We start from the raw sequence: 24,048 nt of genomic DNA on the forward strand, positions 1-24,048 counted from the left end.
TGTTACCTTTTAAAAGCATTCCAACCTTGTGCTTTTAGCTCATGCACTACGTTAGATTTGGATACCATTTTACAGCCAGAATTTTTATCTGTGATGTGTCCAATAATGCTAATGTCAATATCATTTTTCAATTTATTGTAATCTGCTTGTTTAATGGTAAACAACAGCTCATAATCTTCGCCTCCATTTAAAGCACATACCGTTGGATCTAAACCTAGTTCGCGAGCAGTTTCATAAGTCATCGGATCTATCGGTAGTTTTTCTTCATATAACGTACATCCTTTCTCAGATTGTGTACAGATGTGAATAATTTCAGAAGCCAATCCATCAGAAACATCAATCATCGAAGTAGGCTTAATTTTCATTTGTGCCAATAAATCAACAATATCTCTTCTTCCTTCTGGTTTCAACTGACGTTCGATAATGTAATCTTTACCCTCTAAATCTGGTTGTAATTGTGGATTTTCTAAAAAGATCTGTTTCTCTCTTTCTAAAATTTGTAGGCCTACATAAGCCCCACCTAAATCGCCAGAAACACACAATAAATCTCCTTCTTCTGCGCCATTTCTGTAACAAACATCGGCTTTTGCTGCATGTCCAATACTGGTTACACTAATCACCAATCCTTGTTTACTCGAAGAAGTATCGCCACCAATTAGATCAATGTTAAATTTATTACAGGCCAATTCAATTCCCTTATAAATTTCTTCAACTGCTTCTAATGGAAATTTGCTCGATAAACCAATTGAAACTGTGATTTGGGTAGCAATACCATTCATTGCATAAATATCACTTAGGTTTACTTGTACGGCTTTATAACCTAAATGCATCAAGGGCACATAAGCCAAATCAAAATGAATGCCTTCTAGCAATAAATCTGTAGAAATTAACACCTGTTGGTCTTCAAAACTTAATACAGCCGCATCATCACCAATACCTTTGATACTGCTTTCGTGTTGTATTTTAAAGTTGTTAGTTAAGTGTTTGATCAATCCAAATTCACCTAATTCTGATATTGCTGTACGCTCTTTATTTTCAAACATTATACTTTCTTTTTAATCTCTTTTAAAACCCAATCTAATTCATTGTCTTTTCCAGCAACTACATCTTCAATTGTGTTTGTAATTTCTATATCCGGAAAAATACCCCTTCCAACAGTCTCCGTATGTGCATTAGGTACAATTGGATACAATCCCATTCTCAGTTTTAGCTTTGAGTTGGGTAAATTAATCATAGGAATAATTCCCGCAACACATCCATTGTATCCTCCACCTGTTTCTTGTCCAACAAAAGTTGCCCTATTTATTTGTTTAAGGTTAGCTGAAATTAGGGCAGAAGCAGAAAAAGTATACCCATTAATCAATACATAAATTTTACCATCGTAATGGTTTTCTTTAGGGTGTAAACTCTTTGTTCCTTTAAAGTTTACCCTGTATTTATCTTTGTCTTTCTTTAAAAGCAGGCTATTTGCAATTTGAAAAGGAACCACCTTTAATATATTTAAAATTCCTTTCTCACGTACATAGGGATTAAATCTATGGTCAACGGCTGTTTGTTGAAGGTATACAAAATCTTTATTTACCAAATATGAAAACAGGTCTCTGCAGGCTTTTAAAGATCCCCCACCATTATCTCTTAAATCTAAGATTAGATCTTTGGTTTGCCCCTTTTTTAAAGCTATAAAACTTTCTTTAAAGAATCTTTCGAAATTGGCATATGGAAAAGAAAAACTTTTCACTTTTAAGTAGGCCACGCTGCTATCTTTTTCTAAAAATTTTAAATCCAATATTGGATTTTTAAATTCATCATAGCCTTTATAATTCAATTTTTGTTTCGCTCTGGCTATTTTCTTTTCGGTAGCTTTTTCTTCTTTTGTTTTTTTCTTTACTACAGTACTATCTTTTACAACAGGTTTTTTATACGTGTTTAATTTAAGATCAATAATCGAATCTTTTTCATTTTTAACTTTAAAATCTACAAAGTCTTTATTGTCGTAAAAATTGGTATACCAATTAGTAAAAGATCTATTTAAAACAGCTGTTTTAAAAGTTTGATTGTAACCATCTGAAGCAATATTTACTTTTAAGCCCTCAATAATTTCTATTGATGGAACATCATTTATGGCTATAATTTCATTTCCTTTTTTTACCTCTTTGATAGATTGGTTAAAGCTGGTAATGTATAACTTGTTATTTATAATTTTATAACCCAATTGATTGATTGGTTTAACACCTAATTTTTTAATAGAATCTTGCTCTTTTTTGGTTAGCTTTTTAGTGACCAAAAGCATCTTGGTATGTCCACATTTAATTTGGGCAACCACAGGTGATAACTTTTTAAAGAACTCTTTTGTAGTTAACGGACCTGTTATTGTTCTTTTTAAACTGTCAAATTTGTTATCCAATTCTGCTTTAGTCACATACCAATATAAACCTGCATGGCCATCTTTTAACAATTGATAGGTAAAATCAACATCCTTAATTAATTGTGCTGGTTCGTGTTTTTTTTCAGTAACTGTATAATTAAATTCTTTCACCGAAGTGCAAGAAACCAAACTACTTATCAAAAATAGGTACGGAACTATTTTTAAAAATCTTCTATTATCAATCATTTATCTTTTTATAAGCCTAAACTGGCAGATATCTCTAACATTCTTTCTATTGGTTTACGGGCCTGCACAATAATATCAGCCGGTACACTTACTTCTGGAAGTCCATTTTTTAAACACAAATACAATTTTTCTAATGTATTTCTCTTCATATAAGGGCAATCATTACAGGCACAACTGTTGTTTGGTGGTGCTGGAATAAATGTTTTAGTTGGATTGGCCTTCTCCATTTGATGGATAATACCACTCTCTGTGGCTACAATAAATTCTTGAGCATCGTTATTGATCGAATATTTCAACAATCCCGTTGTAGAACCAATATAATCGGCCATTGCCAATACTGCTTCTTCACATTCTGGATGTGCAATAAACTTGGCATTTGGATGGCGTTCTTTTAGTTTGGTAATTTTTTCTCTAGAAAAGATCTCATGTACCATACAAGCTCCATTCCACAATACCAGGTCTCTACCTGTTTTTTTGGCTACCCATGCACCCAAATTTTTATCCGGTCCAAAAATAATCTTCTGGTCTTTGGGTAAACTTTCCACAATTTGAACAGCATTTGTTGAAGTACAAACAATATCACTCAAAGCCTTTAGCTCTGCAGTACAGTTGACATAGGTAATCACCAAATGATCTGGATATTTCTCTTTGAACTTTTTAAACAAATGTGGTGGACAACTATCGGCCAAAGAACATCCAGCTTTTAAATCTGGCAATAATACCGTCTTTTCTGGTGATAAAATTTTAGCAGTTTCTGCCATAAAGTGCACTCCAGCAAAAACAATAATATCAGCATCTGTTTTAGCAGCTTCTTGAGAAAGACCTAAACTATCTCCTATGTAATCAGCAATATCCTGTATATCAGGTTCTTGATAATAATGCGCTAATACAACTGCATTTTTCTCTTTTTTTAATTTTTCTATTTCTTCAAATAGATCTAGGGTAGGATCAATTTTTTCCTCTACAAAACCTTTTCTATTTAATTCTTCTAAGACATCCATAGTCATCATCGCTTTCTTTTATTGGCCATCGAACTTTGGTAAAGATACGGAGGTTTCAACAGTACAATAAATTATAATTATTTTATATATAAAGAATCCTATTACTTATTAAGGTGTTGGTATTGTTAACAAAATTTGTTTTTAAATGGTGTAAAATGAGTTATCCTATAGTTACCAACATTTATATTTAATTTTTAAGATAAACTTATCCTGATTTACAACGTTATACTATTTTGACTATTATTTTATCAATACCAAAATGTGTATTGTTAGTTTGGTAGTAAAAAGTTAATAAACTATGCAAAGTTGCTTAAAAATAATGTAAAAGATTGTGTCAAATTACGTTTTTAACTTAGCTTTAAACATTCAAAAATAGTTGTTGATTTTATTTATACATTCTGTTAACACTATTTGTGATGTTGTTAACAATTGTTTGATTTACGTTAATATTTAATGAGAAAAGTTGATTTCCTAGTGATAGGATCAGGTATAGCAGGGTTGAGTTTTGCTTTAAAGGCTGCACAACACGGAAAAGTTTTAATTGTGACCAAGTCTAATGAAGACGAATCCAATACCAAATATGCGCAAGGTGGGGTAGCTGTAGTTGTGGATAAGTCTGATTCGTTTGAAAAACATATTGAAGATACACTGATTGCAGGCGATGGTTTATGCGATAAAAATATTGTAGAAATTGTAGTAAAAGAAGGCCCTGAAAGAATACAAGAGATTATAGATTACGGGATTAACTTTGATAAGAACCATGCGGGAGTTTTTGATTTAGCTAAAGAAGGTGGTCATTCTGAGCATCGCGTTTTGCACTATAAAGATATTACTGGCTACGAAATAGAGAGTGTTTTATTGAAACAGATTCATGAAAATGAAAACATAGAGATATTAACACATTACTTCTGTTTGGAGCTGATTACCCAGCACCACCTAGGTGAACATGTGGATAAGAGTAGTGAAGATGTTAACTGTTATGGTATATATGCCTTTAACACAGAGCTTAACGATGTGGAAAAGATATTAGCAAGTGTTACGGTAATGGCTTCTGGTGGCGCTGGCCACGTATATTCCACAACTACTAATCCGGTTATTGCTACGGGCGATGGAATGGCAATGGTTTATAGAGCAAAGGGAAAAATTAGAAATATGGAGTTTATCCAGTTTCATCCAACGGCTTTATATAACCCCGGAGAGTATCCTTCTTTTTTAATTTCTGAAGCAGTTAGAGGTTTTGGAGGTGTATTGAAAAGGAAAAATGGAGAAGAATTTATGTACGAATATGATGAACGTGGTTCTTTAGCTCCACGTGATATTGTTGCTCGTGCCATAGATGCAGAAATGAAAAAATCTGGTGATGATTTTGTTTACCTGGATATTACCATGCGAAAAAAGGCAGATATTTTAACTCATTTTCCTAATATCTATGCCAAATGTTTATCGATAGGGATAGACATGACCAAAGATTGGATCCCTGTTACACCTGCAGCGCATTACATGTGTGGAGGTATTTTGGTTGACGAATATGGAAAATCTTCTATCAACAACTTATATGCCTGCGGTGAAGTTTCATCAACCGGATTGCATGGCGCTAATCGTTTGGCATCCAATTCTTTATTAGAAGCTACTGTTTTTGCCCATCGCATCTTCTTATCTGCATTAGAAAATTATCAAAAGAATATTATTCCTGAAGAAATACCTGAATGGAATGAGCAGGGTGTAACCCAATCTAACGAAGATATTTTAGTAACCCATAATTTACGTGAAACACAAAAAATTATGAGCGATTATGTAGGTATTGTGCGTTCTGATTTTAGGTTAGATAGGGCAATGCGCCGTCTATTCCTTTTGTATGAAGAAACAGAAGAGTTTTACAAAAAAAATAAGGTTTCTGTAAAATTATGCGAATTAAGAAATGTAATCCAAGTGGCTTATATGGTCATTAAATCTGCTGTTGCCAGAAAGGAAAGTAGAGGATTACACTATACTACAGATTATCCAGAACATGCTAAGGAATTAGTAGATACAATTATTTAACTTTGTCATGCTGAGCCTGTCGAAGCATCTATTAAAGGTCTTCGACAAGCTCAGACTGACAGTTGCTCATATCTCAATACTCAAATTCATACCTTACCAAATGCCAGTTATATTACCAGTTAAAGAAGTTTTTCCGAAATGGGGAGAAAATAGTTTCATTGCACCTAATGCCACCATTGTTGGTGATGTAAGCATGGGCGATAATTGTTCAGTTTGGTTCAATGCCGTGATTAGGGGAGATGTAAATCGCATCACCATAGGTAATGATACCAATATTCAAGATGGTGCAGTTATTCATGCTACTTATTTAAAAGCAGCTACACATATTGGCAATAGAGTTTCTGTTGGTCATAATGCCATTGTACACGGTTGTGATGTAAAGGATAACGTTTTAATTGGGATGGGGGCTATTGTAATGGATCATGCAGTAATTGAAGAGTACTGTATCATTGCAGCAGGATCTGTTGTATTGGAGAACACCATCTGCGAAAGTGGGTACCTATATGCGGGTACACCTGCAAAAAAAATAAAGCCCATTACATTAGAGCAAAGGGCTTTATTAGATAAATTACCAGATAATTATATCATGTATTCTGATTGGTTCAGATAATTACTGTTTAGGAATAATTAAAGGATGTTCACGTTCCCAATTTGCTCTAATGGAACGTTCTTCTGGTTCGTACCAGATTTTTTCTGGCTGTGTTTGATTTTTTACACTTCCAGTATCCCATTTACCGTTCTTATTGTCGTCGTAAACAACCCTAACTAGGTATATACCAGTTCTATAATTGGCAAAAATTACTTTTCCATTTTTGGTAATCACTTGTTGGTTAACCACTTCTTTTTTGTCGTTTACCAATTCTACAATGTAACTTTTATTAGGTTCAGGAACTTCAGCATTTAAAATAATTGAACCATAATCATCTGCACTGGCCAGTTTAAATGTTTTGTTGATATCCTTGTTCTTTGTACCAAAAAGCTCGGTGAAAGTACCCTCTTTGAAAGAGATGATATAGGGACGTCCTTTTTTCCAGGGATAGTTTAGGGTGTAGGCCAATACATTTGAACTGTCTTTTTCTAAGGTAAAATTTGTTCTTGGAATTGAATCTTCTAAAAACTTAATTTTAGTAAGATCTATTTTGTCTATCGGGAAATTTAAAAATAAACGATATGGTTTATTTGGATTGAGAAGGCCAGCCTCTAAGTTATCTGTTAATAAAACTACCCTGTTGTAAGTATCTTTTTTACCTCTCGTAAAATTAACAGTATCTAATGGTTTTCCGTCGCTTTTAATCGCAATTCTAACAGAATCAAAGCTTAAATCTTTTAACCAGACTTTAGCAGAGTCGTTGTTTTTTGTAAAACGGACAATTTTGCTTTCGTCATTTGCCTTAGAATCAAGTACTACCAATTCTGGCTTAACCAGTTGTTGGTTAAAAATAAAGGAGATACTGCCATCTGCATTGAGTTTTCTATCTACAATCCTAAATGTGCTTGCTAGCTCTTTAAAAACACCAATATTCACGTTCGCTGTATCTTTGCTCAGTGCAATAGGTGCTTTGATAAAACCAATTTGATCTGTAGCTTGCTGATAGATTTTATCGCCATTGGTTTCTTTCATGGCGTAGATTTTAAGTGTTTCCTTTTTGAGATTGCTTAATCTATAGTTGCCACTACTATCTGTTAAAGTATAAATTGAAGGTTTCTTTTTTCCGAAAAGGGTATCTCGCTCTAAAGGGAAAATGAAAACTGTAGCTTCAATTTCTGGTTTGCCCGTTAAGGTGTTCGTAACTTTTCCTGAAATACTCAAGGAGTCTAATTTAGGTCCAGTAGAAAAAACATAGCTAAAATTTTTGAGTACGTTTCCTTCATTTACATCCACAATGGCTTTACCAAAATTTATCGTGTAAGTGGTATTTTTTTCTAAGCTGTCTGGAAATGTGATTTCCAATTTTTTCTGACGTTTTTTAAGCACCAATGGTTTTTCCAATTCTGGAGAAATTGAAACCTCTTTAAATTCACTTTGTAAATTAAAATATTCGTCGAACTCAATTGTAATTTGTTGTGCTTTAAAATTGGTCGTGAAATTTTTCGGTTCCATTTTTAAAACCTTGGGTGGTTTGTTATCTTTCGGACCACCTTCTGGAGAACGCATGCTGGCACAGCTATAAATTAATGCAATTGTGAGTATAGCCAGTGAAAAAAAACTATAATTTGAGAGCCTGCTGTTTTTACGCATTTATATGATGTATAATTAATTTAACCTCTTTTTTAATAGATATCATTAAAGTTTTTAGAAAATCGCTCATATCGCTTTAAATTGCGTCGGTTTAAATATTAGCTAAGCTATTGAAAACCAACATTATAATCTTATTTTGTAATATGAACCATTAAAACCGAGATATCTGAAGGAGAAACGCCAGAAATTCGAGAAGCTTGCCCTAGGGTACGCGGTTTAATTTTCAACAATTTTTCTCTTGCCTCTTTTGAGAGCGAAAGCAACTTGTTATAATCAAATTCTGGATTGATCGATTTGTCTTCCATCTTTTGCATTTTGTTTACAATCTCATTCTCTTTTTCGAAATAGCTTTCGTACTTGATTTTAATCTCTGCTTGTTCAACCGTTTCCTTATCGAAGGTATTTAAAAGTTGATCAAATGCCGGACTCACTTTTCTGATATCATTGATGCCCACCTGTGGTCTGCTCAACACATTGAATAGTTTTACGTTTTGGGTCAATGCCGCTGTTCCTAAACTTTCTAAGAGTGCATTGGCTTCTCCCATTTCAACACCTTGTTTTTTAGTAAAGGCAACAATATGATCTGAGTTCGCAACCTTTTGGTTAACGATACTTAAACGCTCATCATTAATCAAACCTAATTGATGTGCAATAGGGGAGAGCCGAATATCTGCATTGTCTTGTCTCAATAACAAGCGGTGTTCTGCTCTTGAGGTAAACATGCGATACGGTTCTTCGGTTCCTTTGGTTACTAAATCATCTATCAATACGCCAATATACGACTCAGAACGTTTCATAATCAACTCATGCTGGTCTGTAACCTTCTGATGGGCGTTAATTCCGGCTATAAAGCCCTGACTAGCAGCCTCTTCGTATCCAGTTGTTCCATTAATTTGACCTGCAAAGAACAAATTACTGATTAATTTGGTTTCGAGCGTTAATGAAAGCTGTGTAGGTGGAAAATAATCATATTCTATAGCATATCCTGGCCTAAACATCTTGGCATTTTCAAAGCCTGGTATTTGGGTCAACGCTTTATATTGAACATCTTCTGGGAGAGAGGTAGAGAAACCATTCACATAAATTTCGCAAGTGTTCCAGCCTTCCGGTTCAACAAAGATCTGGTGTCTTTCTCTTTCGGCAAAGCGGTTAATTTTATCTTCAATAGAAGGGCAGTATCTTGGACCTAAACCTTTAATTCTGCCAGTAAACATTGGCGATTTTTCGAAACCTTCTTTTAGGGTTTCGTGTACGGCACTATTGGTATAAGTAATCCAACAGCAACGTTGGTCGGTTGGTCTTTCTACATTGGTGTAAGAAAATCTTCCAGGGTCTTCATCTCCCCATTGCTCTTCCATTAAAGCATAGTTTAAAGATCTGCCATCAACTCGGGGAGGAGTTCCTGTTTTCATTCTGCCAGCTTCAAAACCTAAAGAGGTCAATTGTTCGGTAATTCCAGTTGCCGCTTTTTCACCAGTACGGCCACCACCAAATTTCTTCTCTCCAATATGGATCAAACCATTTAAAAAAGTACCATTGGTAAGCACTACTGCTTTGCCCATAATCTCTACACCTAAAGCGGTTTTAACGCCTACAACCGTATTGTTTTTAACAATTAAACTGCCAACCATTTCTTGCCAGAAGTCTACATTTGGTGTTCGCTCTAGCGCCAATCTCCATTCTTCTGCAAATCTTTTTCTGTCGTTTTGCGCTCTTGGGCTCCACATGGCAGGACCTTTAGATTTGTTAAGCATTCGGAACTGCAGAGTTGTTTTATCGGCAATGATGCCCGAGTAACCACCCATTGCATCAATCTCTCTCACAATTTGTCCCTTGGCAACACCGCCCATAGCGGGGTTGCAACTCATTTGTGCAATGGTCTCCATATTCATGGTTACCAATAGTACAGAAGAGCCTAGGTTTGCAGCAGCGGCAGCGGCTTCACAGCCCGCATGACCAGCGCCAACAACAATTACATCATATTCTTTAAACATCGATTTATGATTTTGTTTCACGTGAAACAAAGCAAAATTAATTAAAATTGGAACAACAATTAATCTTGTTTCACGTGAAACGTTTCTTTTTTTGTGTATAATTTAATCAGGCCATATACTGCAACCATGCACCAAACGGCTTCCAATATCACGAAAGGGATAAAGGAAATGAGCCATGATGAATAGCCTGCAATTGCGGCGCCGAAAAGATTCAATAGGCCATAAGTATAACTTTCAGCTTTAATTACCTTTAAACTTTGCAAGAAAAAAGCAATTAATAAGATGCTTACACCAATGGTTGCAATTAAATCTGACGGTTTCATTTTAACTTGTTTTATCAGAAAGTTCTACCCAACGCTCCATAATCTCTTCTAATTGTTTGTTTAGCTTTTCTATTTCAGCAGAAACTTCTTGAATTTTTAAATAATCAGCAGCGTCAATTTCATTCAAAGAACCAGTTAGTTTTTCTATTTCTGCTTCTTTGTTGGCCACAGTTTGCTCAATCTCATCCAATTCTTTTTGCTCTTTAAAGCTTAATTTTTTTGGAGCAGCCACTGCAATAGGCTCTTCAATTTTTGCTTTTTTTGGAGCTGGATTATCTTTTGCATTGTCTAAGCTAATTCGATATTCAGAATAATTGCCATTGTAAATGCTTACTCCACCATTGCCTTCCATGATAAATAGTTGCTCACTCATTTTATCTAACAAGTATCTATCGTGCGAAACTAAGATCAAAACACCAGGGAAATTTTCTAAAAACTCTTCCAGAACGTTTAAGGTATCTATATCCAAATCGTTGGTCGGCTCATCCAAAATTAAGAAGTTAGGGTTTTGCATTAACACTTTCATCAAGTGCAAACGCTTCTTTTCGCCACCGCTTAATTTCTCTACCATGCCATGTTGCTTTTTAGGGGGGAAGAGAAATAACGTTAATAATGCCGAGGCAGAGATGGTTTGCCCATCAGCCATTTTGATATATTCTGCATCAGATTTTACAATATCAATTACCCGTTCTTTACCATTGAAAGCTAAACCGCCTTGTTTGTAATAACCATAAACTGTGGTATCACCCACATCAACATTCCCTTTTTCTGGCTTTAAAAACCCAGTAATGATATTGAGTAAGGTCGACTTTCCGGTTCCATTTTTACCAGCTAAACCAATTCTATCGCCTTTTTTAAAGGTGTAAGTAAAATCATTAATGATTTTTTTATCATCAAAGGTTTGTCCAATATGGTTCAACTCGAGAATTTTATTTCCTTGGCGAGCCATCTTTACATTTAAGGTAACTTTTTGATTGTCAGAACGTTGCTTAGTTTTATCTTCTAAATCGTAAAAAGCATCTATTCTCGATTGAGATTTGGTAGTACGGGCAGCTGGCATGCGCCTCATCCACTCCAATTCTTTCTTCAATAGGTTCTTGTTCTTCTGAAAAGTGCTTTCGTCTGAGGCTTCCCTTTCAGCTTTCTTTTCTAAGAAATAGGCATAATTTCCGTTGTAATTGAAAATTTTTCCTCTATCCAGCTCCACAATGGTATTACAAACATTATCCAAAAAGTACCTATCGTGTGTTACCAGAAGGATGGTTTTATTGCCAGAGGTTAATAGCTTCTCTAACCATTCAATGGTGTCTATATCCAAATGGTTGGTAGGCTCGTCTAACACATAAATTTCAGGATCTTCGATTAACAGTTTAGCTAAAGCCAAACGTTTTTTCTGTCCACCAGAAAGCGTATCTATTTTTTGCTGCAAATGGTTAATTCCCATTCGACTCAAAATAGTCTTGATCTCGTGCTCATATTCCCATGCATTGTGTTCGCTTAATTCTTCATATAAACGATTCAATGTTTTTTCGTCCGGGTTTGGATCTTCAATCAATTCTTCATATTCCCTAATCAGTTGCTGCTGTTTATTCTCCAGCGAAAAAATGAAATCACTGATTGAATATCCATCAGGGAAGGAAGGTTCTTGATCTAAAAAGCCAATTTTTACGGCTTTATTTTTAACAATTTTCCCTTCAAGAGGGGCAAATCGTTCGGCAAGTAATTTTAATAGTGTGCTTTTACCAGCTCCATTAATACCAACCAACGCTACACGCTGACCAGGATTAATGCCTAGTGTTAAATTTTTGAAAAGCCATTCATCATGGTAAGCATGGCCTAAGCCTTCGGCTGCAATTAGTGTACTCAAAGTATTTTTTAACGATTTATCTAATAAGAAATTACTGCAAAAGTAATCAATAAAATCTTGGTATAGGTTTGAAAGGTATTTATATACAAAAGTGGGAATGAAAATAACCAAAAAATAACAGAAGGGATACAAAAGGAATTCAACGAATAGGTACTTATACCTATCATTTATAGTACCTGTACTTATTGTGCTAACAATATCCGATGTAGACCTTTGTACAGCAAGTCAATAGCTTAACATTTAAACAAGTTTTTCTATTGAAATGCTAGGGAAAGCAATACAAAAACCAAAGAAAAATGAAAAAGATAACAGTAGGCATGATGATGCTCATCGCGGTTTTGGGCGCATGCAAAAAAGACAAAACAGACCCAGAAAATGCGGCAGGGGGGAATGCAACAGTAACAGCAAGCAATTATGGCTTTGACAATGGTAGCTCTGGTAAATTTTCTTCAACAACAGCGGGGATAGTGCAAACAAACTTGCCGTCTGTTGCCGGAATCGATCCAAGTACGTTTTCTATTACAGCAATAAAAGACGGCACCAAAGAAAGCCTGAACGTGATCGTATTTAAGAAAGTTACAGCTACTGGTGTGATTAAATTTGGAGCAAAGCTAAGTGGAAATGGTGGTGCAACCCTTACTAAAGATTATACCAAACCAACCGATAAGGAGATCAATTACTCAACAGATAATGCTACCGGAGGAGGTGAGCTTAACATTACCAAGATAGATGGCAAAAACGTGGAAGGCACATTTTATTTTGTGGCATTTAATGGTACGGGTAAACAGGCATTTGTTGAACAAGGGACTTTTAAAGGGGTAATTAATTAAAGTAGGCTAAACAAGAGGTTTTTAATTATTAAATTTCAACAACGGAGTTGCAACATGATTGCAACTCCGTTGTTTTTTGTGCTCAAATTTTGCTGATTAATTTAAAATATATGTAATATTATGCGATGATTGATGCGATAAATAGAAGCCGTTTGCTGCCAATAATGATGTTATTGGTTTTTTTGTTTATTCCTTTCTATTGTTGTTTGGTACAAAATGTAAAAGCAACTGCAACGCAGGACTATAAAAAAGACAGCGGCCAAATTGTTCCACAAAAAAGTATGGTATTAGTCGAACAATCTTTAGAGAAACGACGAAATAATGTTTTAATGGTGAGCTTAATGCTGATCCTTTTGGTTAGTTTGCTGCTTTATTATCGACTCAAAGAAAAACAGAAATTAAATGCATTGATCAAACAAATGGCCGATCAAAAAAGGGCCGTTAAATCCTTATTGGAGCATGCGCAAGATGAACGGATACTGATGGCCAAAGATATCCATAACAACATTGGCCAGATGTTGGCGGTTGCCAAAATGAATCTGTCTAATTTAGCTTTCGATGCTCAAAACGATACACGGTTAAATAGCACCTTAAATTTAATAGATAAAACGGCAAGTGAACTGAGAAATATTTCTCAGCAACTGCTTCCTGAGGGGTTAAATTTTGGGCTTTTTAGTGCTATTGAAGAACTTTGCTACAAAATAAATCAACAAGAAGTTGCGAAAATAGAACTTCAGCTATCAGATCAAAAAGAACAGGTTCAATTGGAAAAGAATAGAACGCTTTCCATTTACAGTGTTGTGCAGGAAGTTTTAGCCGATCGGATTAAATATGCTCAAGCCACTGAAATTAAGATCAAAATACACCAAAATCAGCAGAATCTTCTCTTCGAAATAACGGATAATGGAGCAATAATGGAGGTGAAGAAAGTACAAGGAGATAGAAAGAAGAGTTGGGAAAATATTGCTGTATGGATCGACCTAATGGACGGAACATTACAAAACCAAGTAAAAAAAATAACAGAAAATCAGGTCCAAATTAGCCTTCCAAACCACCGCAGTAATGATTAATATTTTAATTGTAGATGATCATCAAATGGTTGTTGATGGCATTAAAAGTATGTTGAGCAATGAAAGTGAATATCAAATTATTGCTGAGGCAAATAATGGGCAAGAAGCTTTTGAGCTGATTGCCGCAAACCCCAATAACTATCAAATTTTATTGACAGATATCAGTATGCCTTTGTTAACAGGCCCACAGCTTTGTAAAATGGTTAAATCTGAATTTCCTCATATACAGGTGCTTATTCTTTCTATGTATACCAATTCGGCTGCGGTTAAGGAATCGATCATGGCCGAAGCAGATGGTTATATTCTTAAAAATGCAGGTCGTACAGAGCTATTGCAGGCTTTGCACCGCATTCATAACGGAGGTACTTATTTTTCGCAAGATATTGTGCCGATCATTTATGGTCAATACAACAAACAAAAGATACAGGATAAACTATTGGCACAACTTACCTTAAGAGAGAAAGAGGTTTTAAGCTTGATTGTAAAAGAATTTACAAGCGAAGAAATTGCCGAGCAACTCTTTATCAGTAAGAAAACAGTAGACAACCATCGGCAAAATATACTAGAAAAGACCAAAAGCAAAAGCACGGTGGGCTTGGTCAAGTTTGCCATTAAAAGCGGTTTAGAGCAATTAGATCAACCAGATCTTTAATCAAACATATTTAGATGAAATAAATGATGAGTAACCCCCTGAAATTTCAACCACAGCTAAAAAACCTAATTTTTAGTCTGCTTTGGCTCATTGCTGCAACTGTGTCTGCTCAAGAAACAACAGCCCGTCAAAACCTTTCATTTAATACCGATTGGGAATTTAAAAAAATGGATGGCAAGGACAATTGGCAAAAGGTAAGTTTGCCACATACCTGGAATGCTGTTGATATGCAATTGGGTAAAGATTTCTATGAGGGCGAGGGGCAATATCAAAAAATAGTATTTCTGGGAGAAGAATATAAAAATAAACGATTGTTTTTGCGGTTCGAAGGTGTTGGTCAGGTTGCCGAAGTTCTTGTAAATGGAAAATCTGTAGGTAAACATAAAGGCTCTTATAGTGCTTTTTGTGTGGAGCTTACCTATGATGTGAACTTAGGGAAAGAGAATACCATTTTGGTAAAGGCAAATAATACGGCCCGTAAAGATGTAATTCCAGTAAACCACTTCTTATTTGGCATTTATGGAGGTATTTATCGTCCTGTAAGTTTAATTGTAACCAACAAAGTAAATATTACAACAACGGATTATGCTTCTCCCGGCATTTACATTACGCAAAAAAACGTAAGTAAAGAATCTGCCAATATTGCTTTTGAAGTTAAGTTAGAAAATAAAGAAACAACAGCACAAGCCCTCGAAATTGTAAGTACAGTTTACAATAAAGAAGGGAAGGTAGTATCGAGCCATACCACAAAAGAATTGTGTTCGCCACAAGGGCGCCAAAGTTTTAGACAAGAATTTGTGCTTAAAAATCCACACCTATGGCAAGGTTTGGCCGACCCTTATTTGTACAAAATGAAAGTGAGTATTCTGCGGAACAATGAGGTTATAGACGAAGTAGAACAACCGCTAGGCATTAGAAAATTTGAAATTATAGCCGGAAAAGAGTTTTTATTGAATGATAAGCCTTATCCGATGTATGGCGTGTGTAGGCACCAAGATAGATGGGGTTATGGCAATGCTTTAACGAACGACCAACACAGAGAAGATTTAGAGATGATCAAAGAAATGGGTGCAACCACCATTAGGTTTGCACATTACCAACAGGCAGAATTTATGTATTCGCTTTGTGATACCATGGGCATGGTAATTTGGGCCGAAATACCATTTGTAAATGCACAAACTGGAGAAGAGGCAGAAAATGCCAAACAGCAAATGATGGAGTTGGTTAAACAAAATTTTAACCATCCTTCTATTTATACCTGGGGACTACACAATGAAGTTTATGCCAGAAATCCAGCTGATTATGTGGCTACAGTATCTCGCGACCTTAACGATGTTGCTAAAACACTTGATCCAGATAGGTATACGGTAAGTGTAACTGGATATGGAGAAATGACCAGACCAGCTAATTTGACCACCGATATACAAGGAATGAATAGGTACTGGGGCACATACAATGGAAAGATTCTTGACATGGAGCTTTGGGCCACAGGTCTTGAAAAAGCTTATCCAAACTATAAAATGATGTTAACAGAGTATGGAGCCGATGGGAATGTTTTTCAGCAAAAAGAAGCAGCTTTGGTAAGTGATACTGTTGGAAATTATAATGGACCTTATTTGCCAGAAACTTTCGAAACTAAGGTTCATGAACAGCAATGGCCAATTATTGCTAAACATCCCTACATTATTGCCTCTTACATTTGGAACATGTTCGATTTTGCTGTACCCATGTGGAGCAGAGGGGGAGTGCCTGCTCGAAATACCAAAGGCTTGGTCACTTTCGACCGTAAACTAAAGAAAGATGTTTTTTATTGGTATAAAGCAAATTGGAGTAAAGAGCCCGTTCTTTATTTATCGGAAAGAAGGGTTGTCGATCGTAAAAACGCCAAAACACAGGTCAGAATATATTCTAATGTGGGAAAACCAGAACTATTCTTAAATGGCAAAAAAGTAATAGTTGCACCTGTTATAGATACTACAGGCTTTCTGTATGCTTATGATGTAGTGCTTAAAAAAGGTAAAAATATAATCAAAACCAACGCGAGAAAAGACGGAAAGATCTTGAATGATGAGATGAGTTGGATGTTTAAGGGAGAGGTAAAAAAATAAGAACGGCAAAAGTTGAGGAAAGAAAAAAGCGGACATCCATCCGCTTTCTTAAAATATTAATTAACCAAAACTAGGTGTTCTGTTTAGTATTTACAATTGGTAGGCATAAAACAACTATGCCCAGGGTATAAAATTATCAATCGGCTTAAATCAAAAGCAAAAAAAATGCGGACATCCACCCGCATTTTTTTACTAAACTAAAAACTAAACTAAAATTTATGATGGATTATGAATTTTATAAGGTATATAAATCAGCAATTGTAGCTGGAGCAACAGTTTTAGCCATGCTTACATTTTGTGATTGAATGTTAGTGCTTTCTGCAGCAAATTGTGCCATGTTTACTTTTGCAACACTACCCATTACAGCAGAGTAATCAGAAGTATTACCAGTTAAAGTTAAGCTAGATTGACCAGTTAAGTTAGTATACAAGCTAATGGTGTTTGTATTTAAAGTAGCTGTTGCTTGGTCTTTAAGGTTAACCTCTAAGTTTAAAGCACTGAACTGTCCAAAAGTTTTTACTACTGCATTGTCAGAAGCTGTAATTGAGCTTAAGTTGCTTACGTAAACTACAACAGTTAAAGTTTCTTTGTTGAAAGAGCTGATACGCAACTCGCCATCTTTTTGTTGTACCAATGCATTTTTAGAGAAATAGTTGTCGTTAACTTTAACACTCTCGTCTGCACTTTGAACCAAGATCAGTTCAACGTTACCAGATACATTGATTTTGTTTACTTTTTTAACTTCAGATAATACAGTTACAGCTTTTTGATCTGCAGCTTTAGCAATTACTGAAGAGCTTGTTAATGTTACTGCTGTGATAGCTAATGCGATTAAGGTTTTGATAGAAGTTTTCATATTTTTATTTTTTTAAAATCTTTGTTTATAACTAATAATTCTTTTTTGTCGCCGCCCATTATCAGGCTGGTTTCGTATATAAGACATCACAAAATGCAAAAGGTTGCATCGTAAATGCCTGTATTATACCAGCAATGGGTAACTCTCGACGAACGCCCGTAATTTTTCGACCAACTGGCAAAGAAAAAATTAAACTTTTCTGATCGTTTGGGGTAAAGCCACAGGTTTAGCCTACTTGGTTGATGATGAAGGTGTAAATTGGAATATGCTTTAAACTTTTAAGTAAAAAAAACAGTCATAGAGCACATAAATCCAAATTTAGATTTTACATTTGTAGCTATTTAGAATTAAACTTAATAATGAAATGAAAGTATTTGCCTCCATGCTAGTCGCTTTCTTGTTGGTTGGTACACAGCCACGTATAGAAAATGCCAATCAACGTTTATATGTATCACACTACGAAAATGTATTAGGTACATCGCTTGAATTTAAATTTACAAGTAACACTGAGGCAGAAGCAGAAAAAGCAGAGACCGCAGCTTTGGCTGAAATTAATAGACTTTCGGCTGTTTTTAGTGCGTATGATACCAATAGCGAGTTTAGCAGATGGATGAAACAAGATTTGAATAAACCTGTTAAAGTTTCTAAAGAGCTATTTGATATGCTTAGCCTTTTTGAGCAATGGAAAAACCGTACTCATGGTGCTTTAGATGCTTCGGCAGCTGTAGCAGGAAAACTATGGGTTGATGCGGCAAAAAAACAGCAATTACCTACAAAAGCAGAAATGAATGCTGCTGTAGCAACCATGCAGCAAACACATTATCAATTGAACCAACAGAATTCAACGGCTACAAGATTAAGTAATGCACCACTGGTGATGAACACTTTCGCCAAAAGTTACATTATCAACTTGGCTTGCGATGCAGCTTTGGCTTCTTCTAAAGTTAGGGCTGTTGTGGTAAATATTGGAGGAGATTTGGTAATTAAAGGAGATGTTAAAGATCAGGTTAATGTAACCAATCCTTTAGCAAATGCAGAAAATGATGCGCCACTGGCTCATTTATTGGTAAGTAATAGTGCTGTTGCAACAAGCGGAAATTACCGTAGGGGCGAGCAGATTGGTAAAAACTGGTATTCTCACATTGTTGATCCACGTACCGCAAAACCTGTAGAAGGCGTAATCAGTGCCACGGTTATTGCCCCAAATGCTACAGATGCAGGTGCTTTAGCTACCGCATTTAATGTATTGTCTTTAGCAGAAAGTAAAGCATTGGCGGCTACAGTTAAAGACGCAGAATATTTGATCATTACCAAAGACGGGAAAAGAGTTGAGAGTGAAGGATGGAACGAATTGGTTGATCCAACCACTACTGCATCCAAAACTGAAAAAAACAATTCAGTGAACTATGGTGCTGAAAAACCATGGGATGCTAAATATGAATTGGCTGTAACTTTCGAAATGAATGCTATTGCAGGAAATACTCACCGTCCGTTTGCAGCTATTTGGGTTGAAAACGAGAATAAGGTAGCGGTAAGAAATTTGGCGCTATGGTATAACAAAACCAAATGGGTTCCAGACTTAAGAAACTGGTACCGCATTAATGGCGATAACTTTAAGGCAGATAAAGAAAATTATGCTTCTGTAACTGGGGCAACACGTTCTCCTGGAAAATATACCATCAAATGGGACGGAAAAGACGATAAAGGAAATTATGTTCCTCAGGGAAAATATACCATCATTATCGAAACCTCAAAAGAACATGGAACGGACGAGATCATCCGCCAGCCAATGGAGTTAAAAAAATCTGCTAAGAAAGCAACTGCAGCAGGGAATGTGGAAATTTCAAACGTAACTTTTGACTTCTATAAAAAATAATTCAGCACCATCAGCACTCACTTCAAAGAAGAAAGCTGCTCAGAAATCGGCAAGTCCAAAAAAAGATGTAGCTAAACTATCCCGTTGGTTACACATTTATCTTTCAATGGTTAGTTTTGCCATTGTGCTGTTCTTTTCGGTAACAGGTTTAACGCTCAATCATCCCACATGGTTTGGTGGCGATAAACAGGTTGTGGTTAAGTATAAGGGCGCAATGAATGTGAATTGGGTAAATAGCCCAGACACCAACAAAATTGCCAAGCTAGAAATTGTTGAGTTTTTACGCAAAACCTACCAGGTTAAAGGAGCAGTTAGCGAATTTAGGATCGATGATTCGGAGCTGAGCGTGTCTTTAAAAGGCCCAGCTTACTCTTGCGATGCCTTTATTGATAGAGAAACTGGTAAATACGAAGTCTCGGAAATCAAAATGGGAATTGTGGCCGTAATGAACGACCTACACAAGGGAAGAGATTCTGGAGCAGGTTGGTCGTGGATTATTGATATCTCGGCCGTATTTCTGGTCTTAATCTCTCTTAGTGGATTGATTCTTTTGTGCTTTATCAAAAAGAAACGTGTTGCAGGCTTGGTTACAGGAATTGTAGGTTTAATTATCTGTTACCTGATCTATGTCATCTTTGTCCCTTAGGGAGCTGGAAAGTCAGAGGTCGGAAGACCAATGACAAGAGGGTATGAATTATTGGTACTCATCACCGAATGAACCAATGACACGAATGAACAGTTAACCAGTTAAACAATTAACCAATGAACAATCAACCAGCTTAAGCTATCTTTTTGCCAAATAAAAATCTTCTTTGGCCGTCATTAATGTTTTGGCGGCCTTTGTTTTGTCTTTATATCCCAATAAGTGAAGCGTTCCGTGGATCATTACCCTGCACAATTCATCTATTATAGTCGATTTAAAATTGGTGGCATTTTCTTTAATCCGCTCAAGAGAAATAAAAATATCGCCAGCAATCGTTTTAAGCTCCTCTGAGTGATCAAATGTAATCACATCGGTATAATCGTCATGTTGAAGGAAATCTTGGTTTATACGCAGTAAATATTCGTCTGAGCACAAAATGAAATTGAGCTCGGTTAATTGATAGCCCTCTTCGGTAATGGTGGTGGCAATCCAATTTCTGATGATTGTTTTTTGCTTAAGCGTATATTGGATGTCTTCTGTAAAGAAATTAATTTTTGCCATTCGATTTTGATTAAAAAACGCCTTTATCAATCCATTTTAGAAATGACGTTTATTTAGTGGGCGAATTTAGCAATTTAAAATATTCGGCGATTTTGTTTTTGTAGTAATAATTTAGGTTTGGTGGAAGTTTCTGCAAAAGCTCGCTTTCACTTTGTTGTTGCTTTTTAAATTGATCAAGCATCTGTTTATATGAAGGAGGAAACTCTTTGGCTGCTTTACTTTCTCTTTTCGAATCCTCGTCTTGCTCACGTTGTGCCTTATCTGCATCTAATAACTTGGTCATTAAATTCTTTTGGCGGTTCATGGTCTCGTCTGCAATTCTTTTGTTAACCAAATCCATTTCGGTTTGTTTCATCTCCTGAACCATTTGGTTCAAATTGCCCAAAGATCCTTTGCCATCTTTATTCTCGTCCTTATTTATTTTTTGCAGGGCCTCTCTAATCATTTGCTGCTGCTGGGCCATTTTGGCAAACTCTTGACTCATGCTTCCCTTTGGTACCGTTCCTTTGTTGCCTTCTTTCTCCATCTGATCGCGGGCATTCTGCATGTTCTTGTTCAGTTGCTCTTGCATTTTTTGCAGATCTTGCATGCTTTGTTTGCCTTTGCCTTTACCACCTTTGGGCTTTTGCATCTGTTCTAGTGCTTCATTTAACATTAATGCCAAATTGTTGATAGAGGTCATGGCAAATTGTTGCGAACGATTGGCTTCAGCGGTTCTTCTGTCGCCTAAAAAGTCGATAGATTTTCCAATATTGAAATTGATCTTTTCTACTTCTGCATTAACTACGCTTTGAATTTGGGCAACCCTTTTGCTTAATGAGAATAAACTATCGGCAATCGTTTTCATATTGTCTTTAATGGTATTCTGCTGCTGAACGTTGCCCACATAAGAAGGATCGTTCATGCTCATTTTCTTTAAACTGAGCATTACTTTTTCTTGTTCGAAAGAAGTGCTTAAAAGATTCTCTAATAACCTGCGTAATTCTTTTGCATTGGTTTTTGATTCTTCTTCTTGCCCTGCTTGCTGACTTTCTTGCATCTGCTGAGCAAGTTGGTCCATCTGCTCTCCGGCTTTCTGTTGTTTTTCAGCCGCCTTTTGTTTGTCGTTTTTATTGAGCTGTTCTTTACTTTCCTGCTGATTTTTCTCAATCTGCTCGGTTTGTTTTTCTGGATTTTCAAAAGAATTAGGCTTCTCTAGTTCCTGATTCTTCTCGGCTAGTTTTTGAAGCTCTTTTTGTAAATCTTTAAAGTCTTTATTGAGTTGGTCTTGTTTATTTTTGATATCGGATAATGGTGCATTTTTGTCTTTGGTTTGTTGACTTAACTCCTTTTGTTGTTTAGCCATTTCGTTTAAACGGTCAATTTTATTTTGGAGGTTCTGCTCAAACTCTAATTGTTTATACAGTTCTAAAATGCGATCTAATTCATTCTTTAAAGATTTATTGTCCATCTGCATTTTAGACAATTCTTCTCTTGTGAGATCCTTATTGTTCATTTCCATTAACTGTTGCAGTTTCTGTAACAGCTCTTTGGTTTTTTCATCGAGCACATTGTTAAACAGTTCGTCTATCTGTTTCTGTTTTTCTTTTAATTCTTCGCTAATGGCACCATTCTCTTCTTTTTGAAGCGTATTCTTTTCGTTTTGCTTTTTAATGTCTTTAACGGCTTCCTCCAGTTGTTTTTGTTTGTCAAGCAATTGTTCAATCTGTTTCTTATCCTCGAAGCTGAGCTGTTTTTTATCTAATAAATCCTGACTTAATTTTTTGCTGTCTTTCTCAATCTTGTTGGCCAGCTTAATGGTCGATTCCATTTTTTGCTTTAACGATTCGCTTCCCTCTGCCAGTTTTGCGGCAATTTGTTGTTGGGTTGGCACCTGATAGGTTTTAATTTCAGAACGAGAAATTTTAGCGCCATTTACCCCATCGTTGTCTGCTACTTCAAAATAATATTCTAAAACTTGGCCAGGCTTAACGGCCAATGTATTGAGGTCCCATAAATAGAAAAAAGCATTTTCAATTTGTTGGTTTTTAATAGAAATGGGCTTGCCCTGCTCGCTTACTATTTTGCCATCTTCTTTAACTGTATACTTAAACTTTAAAGACGAAAAACCATAATCATCGGCAATATTGCCAGTAAAATAAAGGGCTTTTGTACTTAAAGAATCTGGGGTTTCCATTACTGAAATGCTCGGAAACTGATCTGCAATAACTGCAATCTGGTGATTTAAAGAATCTGTGTTGCTTACAAAAGAGTTTTTGGGTACAATGCGGTAATTACTGTTTTTGCGTACCGTTGTGCTAAAATTGGCCACATTATCGTTTACTTTGAGCTGATAGGTCTGGTTTTGTAGAATAAAGGCCAACTCATCGCTATTTTCGGTATGGAGTTTCCAATTTACCTTTGTTCCTTCCGGGATTAATAAATCGCCAACATTGTTTACTTCTTCACTTTTTCTATTCAAATAAGCTGGATAAACCAATTGCGCACTCATGTTTAACAAAGACGGACGTGGTTTAACGGAAATGACAAATGAAGCAGAATTAACACCACCACCAAAAAAGCGCAAAGATTTGTTCTTTTGAACATTTTTGAAGGTATAATTGAAATGGCTTATGTTTTCCTTTTCCAATTTATAGGTATTTGGTCCATCTTCGATATAAATGTCTTGCGGAAACTCATTCCCTGTCAATTGCATTTTTATGGTCAGGTCATCACCCTGTGTAACGGTTAAGTTTTTATTTAAAAGCTGAAAATTGAAAGGAGCCTTTGGGATCACCTCTTCATTGTAACGAATAAAGCTATTGGTGCCTTCTTTCAGTATGGCAGGAGCAATAATACCAATAAAAATGATAATTGCTAATGGCAATAAAATGTACTTAATGTGTTTTTTGTTATCGCCCAGATTGATGGCACTTGCAAAAGGGATAGGTCTTAAATCGCCAATTTTTTGATCTATACCAGCTAAAATCAGTTGGTTGTTTTGTGGCGAGTTATCGGCAAGGGTCTTGAGCTGTAAGGTGTTTAACAAGCGATCTTTAACATTAAAAAAATGATCGCCAATAATACTTGCTGCCTGCTCAACACTTAAAGTTTTGCTCAGTTTAAAATAGGCCAATGCAGGTTTGATGATCCAATAGGCAATGGCCATAATTGAACAGCACAAGAAAGAAAAAAACAGCACCGTTTTGGTTGTAGTGCCCGGATTTGAATAATAAACGAATACAAAAAGACAAAGATATAAACCAAGAATAGTTGCAGCAGCGTAAATGCTTCCCCGCAAAAGTTTATTTAAGTAAAACTTTCGGATGAACTCATTGATCTTTGCAATTAAAAGGTCGTAATTAGTGCCCATGTTTTGTAAACGCAAATAAAGGTAA

The 24,048-nt window shown here is 35.9% G+C and carries 18 protein-coding genes; 8 read left to right on the plus strand and 10 right to left on the minus strand.

Features of this window, described 5'->3' with window-relative positions; translation table 11 throughout:
• Positions 1–2: 2 nt before the first annotated feature.
• From thiL to nadA, 3 genes are read right to left on the minus strand one after another with little or no spacing between them, the layout of a single operon-like run.
• A complete protein-coding gene (gene thiL / locus AQF98_RS20440; RefSeq protein ID WP_055133827.1) occupies positions 3–1,043 on the minus strand; it encodes a thiamine-phosphate kinase in 1,041 nt (346 codons plus the stop codon).
• Entirely contained in the window at positions 1,043–2,611 is a 1,569-nt protein-coding gene (locus AQF98_RS20445; RefSeq protein ID WP_055133828.1) for a S41 family peptidase, read from the minus strand. Before AQF98_RS20445 ends, thiL begins: the two co-directional genes overlap by 1 nt.
• Positions 2,612–2,619: 8 nt before the next feature.
• On the minus strand, positions 2,620–3,612 hold the full coding sequence (gene nadA / locus AQF98_RS20450; RefSeq protein ID WP_200911937.1) for a quinolinate synthase NadA: 993 nt from the start codon (positions 3,610–3,612) through the stop codon (positions 2,620–2,622).
• Positions 3,613–4,065: 453 nt separating this feature from the next.
• Here nadA and nadB point away from each other — a divergent pair, with 453 nt between their 5' ends.
• On the plus strand, positions 4,066–5,652 hold the full coding sequence (gene nadB, locus AQF98_RS20455) for an L-aspartate oxidase (RefSeq protein ID WP_055133830.1): 1,587 nt from the start codon (positions 4,066–4,068) through the stop codon (positions 5,650–5,652).
• A gap of 100 nt (positions 5,653–5,752) precedes the next feature.
• Entirely contained in the window at positions 5,753–6,262 is a 510-nt protein-coding gene (locus AQF98_RS20460) for a gamma carbonic anhydrase family protein (RefSeq protein ID WP_055133831.1), read from the plus strand.
• Here AQF98_RS20460 and AQF98_RS20465 read toward each other — a convergent pair whose 3' ends face one another.
• The 4 genes from AQF98_RS20465 to AQF98_RS20480 all read right to left on the minus strand — a co-directional run bounded on the left by AQF98_RS20465 (position 6,263) and on the right by AQF98_RS20480 (position 12,075).
• Positions 6,263–7,807 carry an Ig-like domain-containing protein gene (locus AQF98_RS20465; RefSeq protein ID WP_235524277.1) on the minus strand — a complete coding sequence of 515 codons (1,545 nt, stop codon included), beginning with the start codon at positions 7,805–7,807 and terminating at the stop codon, positions 6,263–6,265.
• A gap of 215 nt (positions 7,808–8,022) precedes the next feature.
• Positions 8,023–9,885: a tRNA uridine-5-carboxymethylaminomethyl(34) synthesis enzyme MnmG gene (mnmG, locus tag AQF98_RS20470; RefSeq protein ID WP_055133833.1), complete on the minus strand. Its 1,863-nt coding sequence runs from the start codon at positions 9,883–9,885 to the stop codon at positions 8,023–8,025.
• A 59-nt stretch (positions 9,886–9,944) separates the two neighbouring features.
• A complete protein-coding gene (locus AQF98_RS20475; protein ID WP_055133834.1) occupies positions 9,945–10,208 on the minus strand; it encodes a hypothetical protein in 264 nt (87 codons plus the stop codon).
• A 1-nt stretch (position 10,209) separates the two neighbouring features.
• Entirely contained in the window at positions 10,210–12,075 is a 1,866-nt protein-coding gene (locus AQF98_RS20480) for an ABC-F family ATP-binding cassette domain-containing protein (RefSeq protein WP_055133987.1), read from the minus strand.
• A 296-nt stretch (positions 12,076–12,371) separates the two neighbouring features.
• Here AQF98_RS20480 and AQF98_RS20485 point away from each other — a divergent pair, with 296 nt between their 5' ends.
• The 4 genes from AQF98_RS20485 to AQF98_RS20500 all read left to right on the plus strand — a co-directional run bounded on the left by AQF98_RS20485 (position 12,372) and on the right by AQF98_RS20500 (position 16,735).
• Positions 12,372–12,905 carry a hypothetical protein gene (locus AQF98_RS20485; RefSeq protein WP_055133835.1) on the plus strand — a complete coding sequence of 178 codons (534 nt, stop codon included), beginning with the start codon at positions 12,372–12,374 and terminating at the stop codon, positions 12,903–12,905.
• Between the two features lie 125 nt (positions 12,906–13,030).
• Positions 13,031–13,975, plus strand: a complete 945-nt coding sequence (locus tag AQF98_RS20490; RefSeq protein WP_055133836.1) for a sensor histidine kinase — start codon at positions 13,031–13,033, stop codon at positions 13,973–13,975.
• Positions 13,968–14,627, plus strand: a complete 660-nt coding sequence (locus AQF98_RS20495) for a response regulator transcription factor (RefSeq protein WP_055133837.1) — start codon at positions 13,968–13,970, stop codon at positions 14,625–14,627. The genes AQF98_RS20490 and AQF98_RS20495 overlap by 8 nt, the downstream gene beginning before the upstream one ends.
• A gap of 23 nt (positions 14,628–14,650) precedes the next feature.
• Positions 14,651–16,735: a glycoside hydrolase family 2 TIM barrel-domain containing protein gene (locus tag AQF98_RS20500; RefSeq protein ID WP_055133838.1), complete on the plus strand. Its 2,085-nt coding sequence runs from the start codon at positions 14,651–14,653 to the stop codon at positions 16,733–16,735.
• Between the two features lie 235 nt (positions 16,736–16,970).
• Here the strand turns inward: AQF98_RS20500 and AQF98_RS20505 are convergent, their stop codons facing one another.
• Positions 16,971–17,591 (minus strand): GIN domain-containing protein, encoded by a 621-nt coding sequence (locus tag AQF98_RS20505; RefSeq protein ID WP_055133839.1) that lies wholly within the window; start codon positions 17,589–17,591, stop codon positions 16,971–16,973.
• A 364-nt stretch (positions 17,592–17,955) separates the two neighbouring features.
• Between AQF98_RS20505 and AQF98_RS20510 the strand changes: the two genes are divergently transcribed.
• The gene (locus AQF98_RS20510) at positions 17,956–19,467 is read left to right on the plus strand and encodes a DUF2271 domain-containing protein (protein WP_082435208.1); all 1,512 of its coding nucleotides are present in this window, start codon (positions 17,956–17,958) and stop codon (positions 19,465–19,467) included.
• Entirely contained in the window at positions 19,448–20,113 is a 666-nt protein-coding gene (locus tag AQF98_RS20515; protein WP_082435210.1) for a PepSY-associated TM helix domain-containing protein, read from the plus strand. The genes AQF98_RS20510 and AQF98_RS20515 overlap by 20 nt, the downstream gene beginning before the upstream one ends.
• A 138-nt stretch (positions 20,114–20,251) precedes the next feature.
• On the opposite strand, the gene ybeY is transcribed toward AQF98_RS20515, so the two are convergent.
• Both ybeY and AQF98_RS20525 read right to left on the minus strand, forming a co-directional pair.
• Positions 20,252–20,671 (minus strand): rRNA maturation RNase YbeY, encoded by a 420-nt coding sequence (gene ybeY / locus AQF98_RS20520; protein ID WP_055133840.1) that lies wholly within the window; start codon positions 20,669–20,671, stop codon positions 20,252–20,254.
• Positions 20,672–20,720: 49 nt separating this feature from the next.
• On the minus strand, positions 20,721–24,023 hold the full coding sequence (locus AQF98_RS20525) for a DUF4175 family protein (protein WP_055133841.1): 3,303 nt from the start codon (positions 24,021–24,023) through the stop codon (positions 20,721–20,723).
• Positions 24,024–24,048: the final 25 nt, after the last annotated feature.

It is taken from the genome of Pedobacter sp. Hv1, from assembly GCF_001412215.1.
In the GTDB taxonomy this organism is placed as follows: domain Bacteria; phylum Bacteroidota; class Bacteroidia; order Sphingobacteriales; family Sphingobacteriaceae; genus Pedobacter.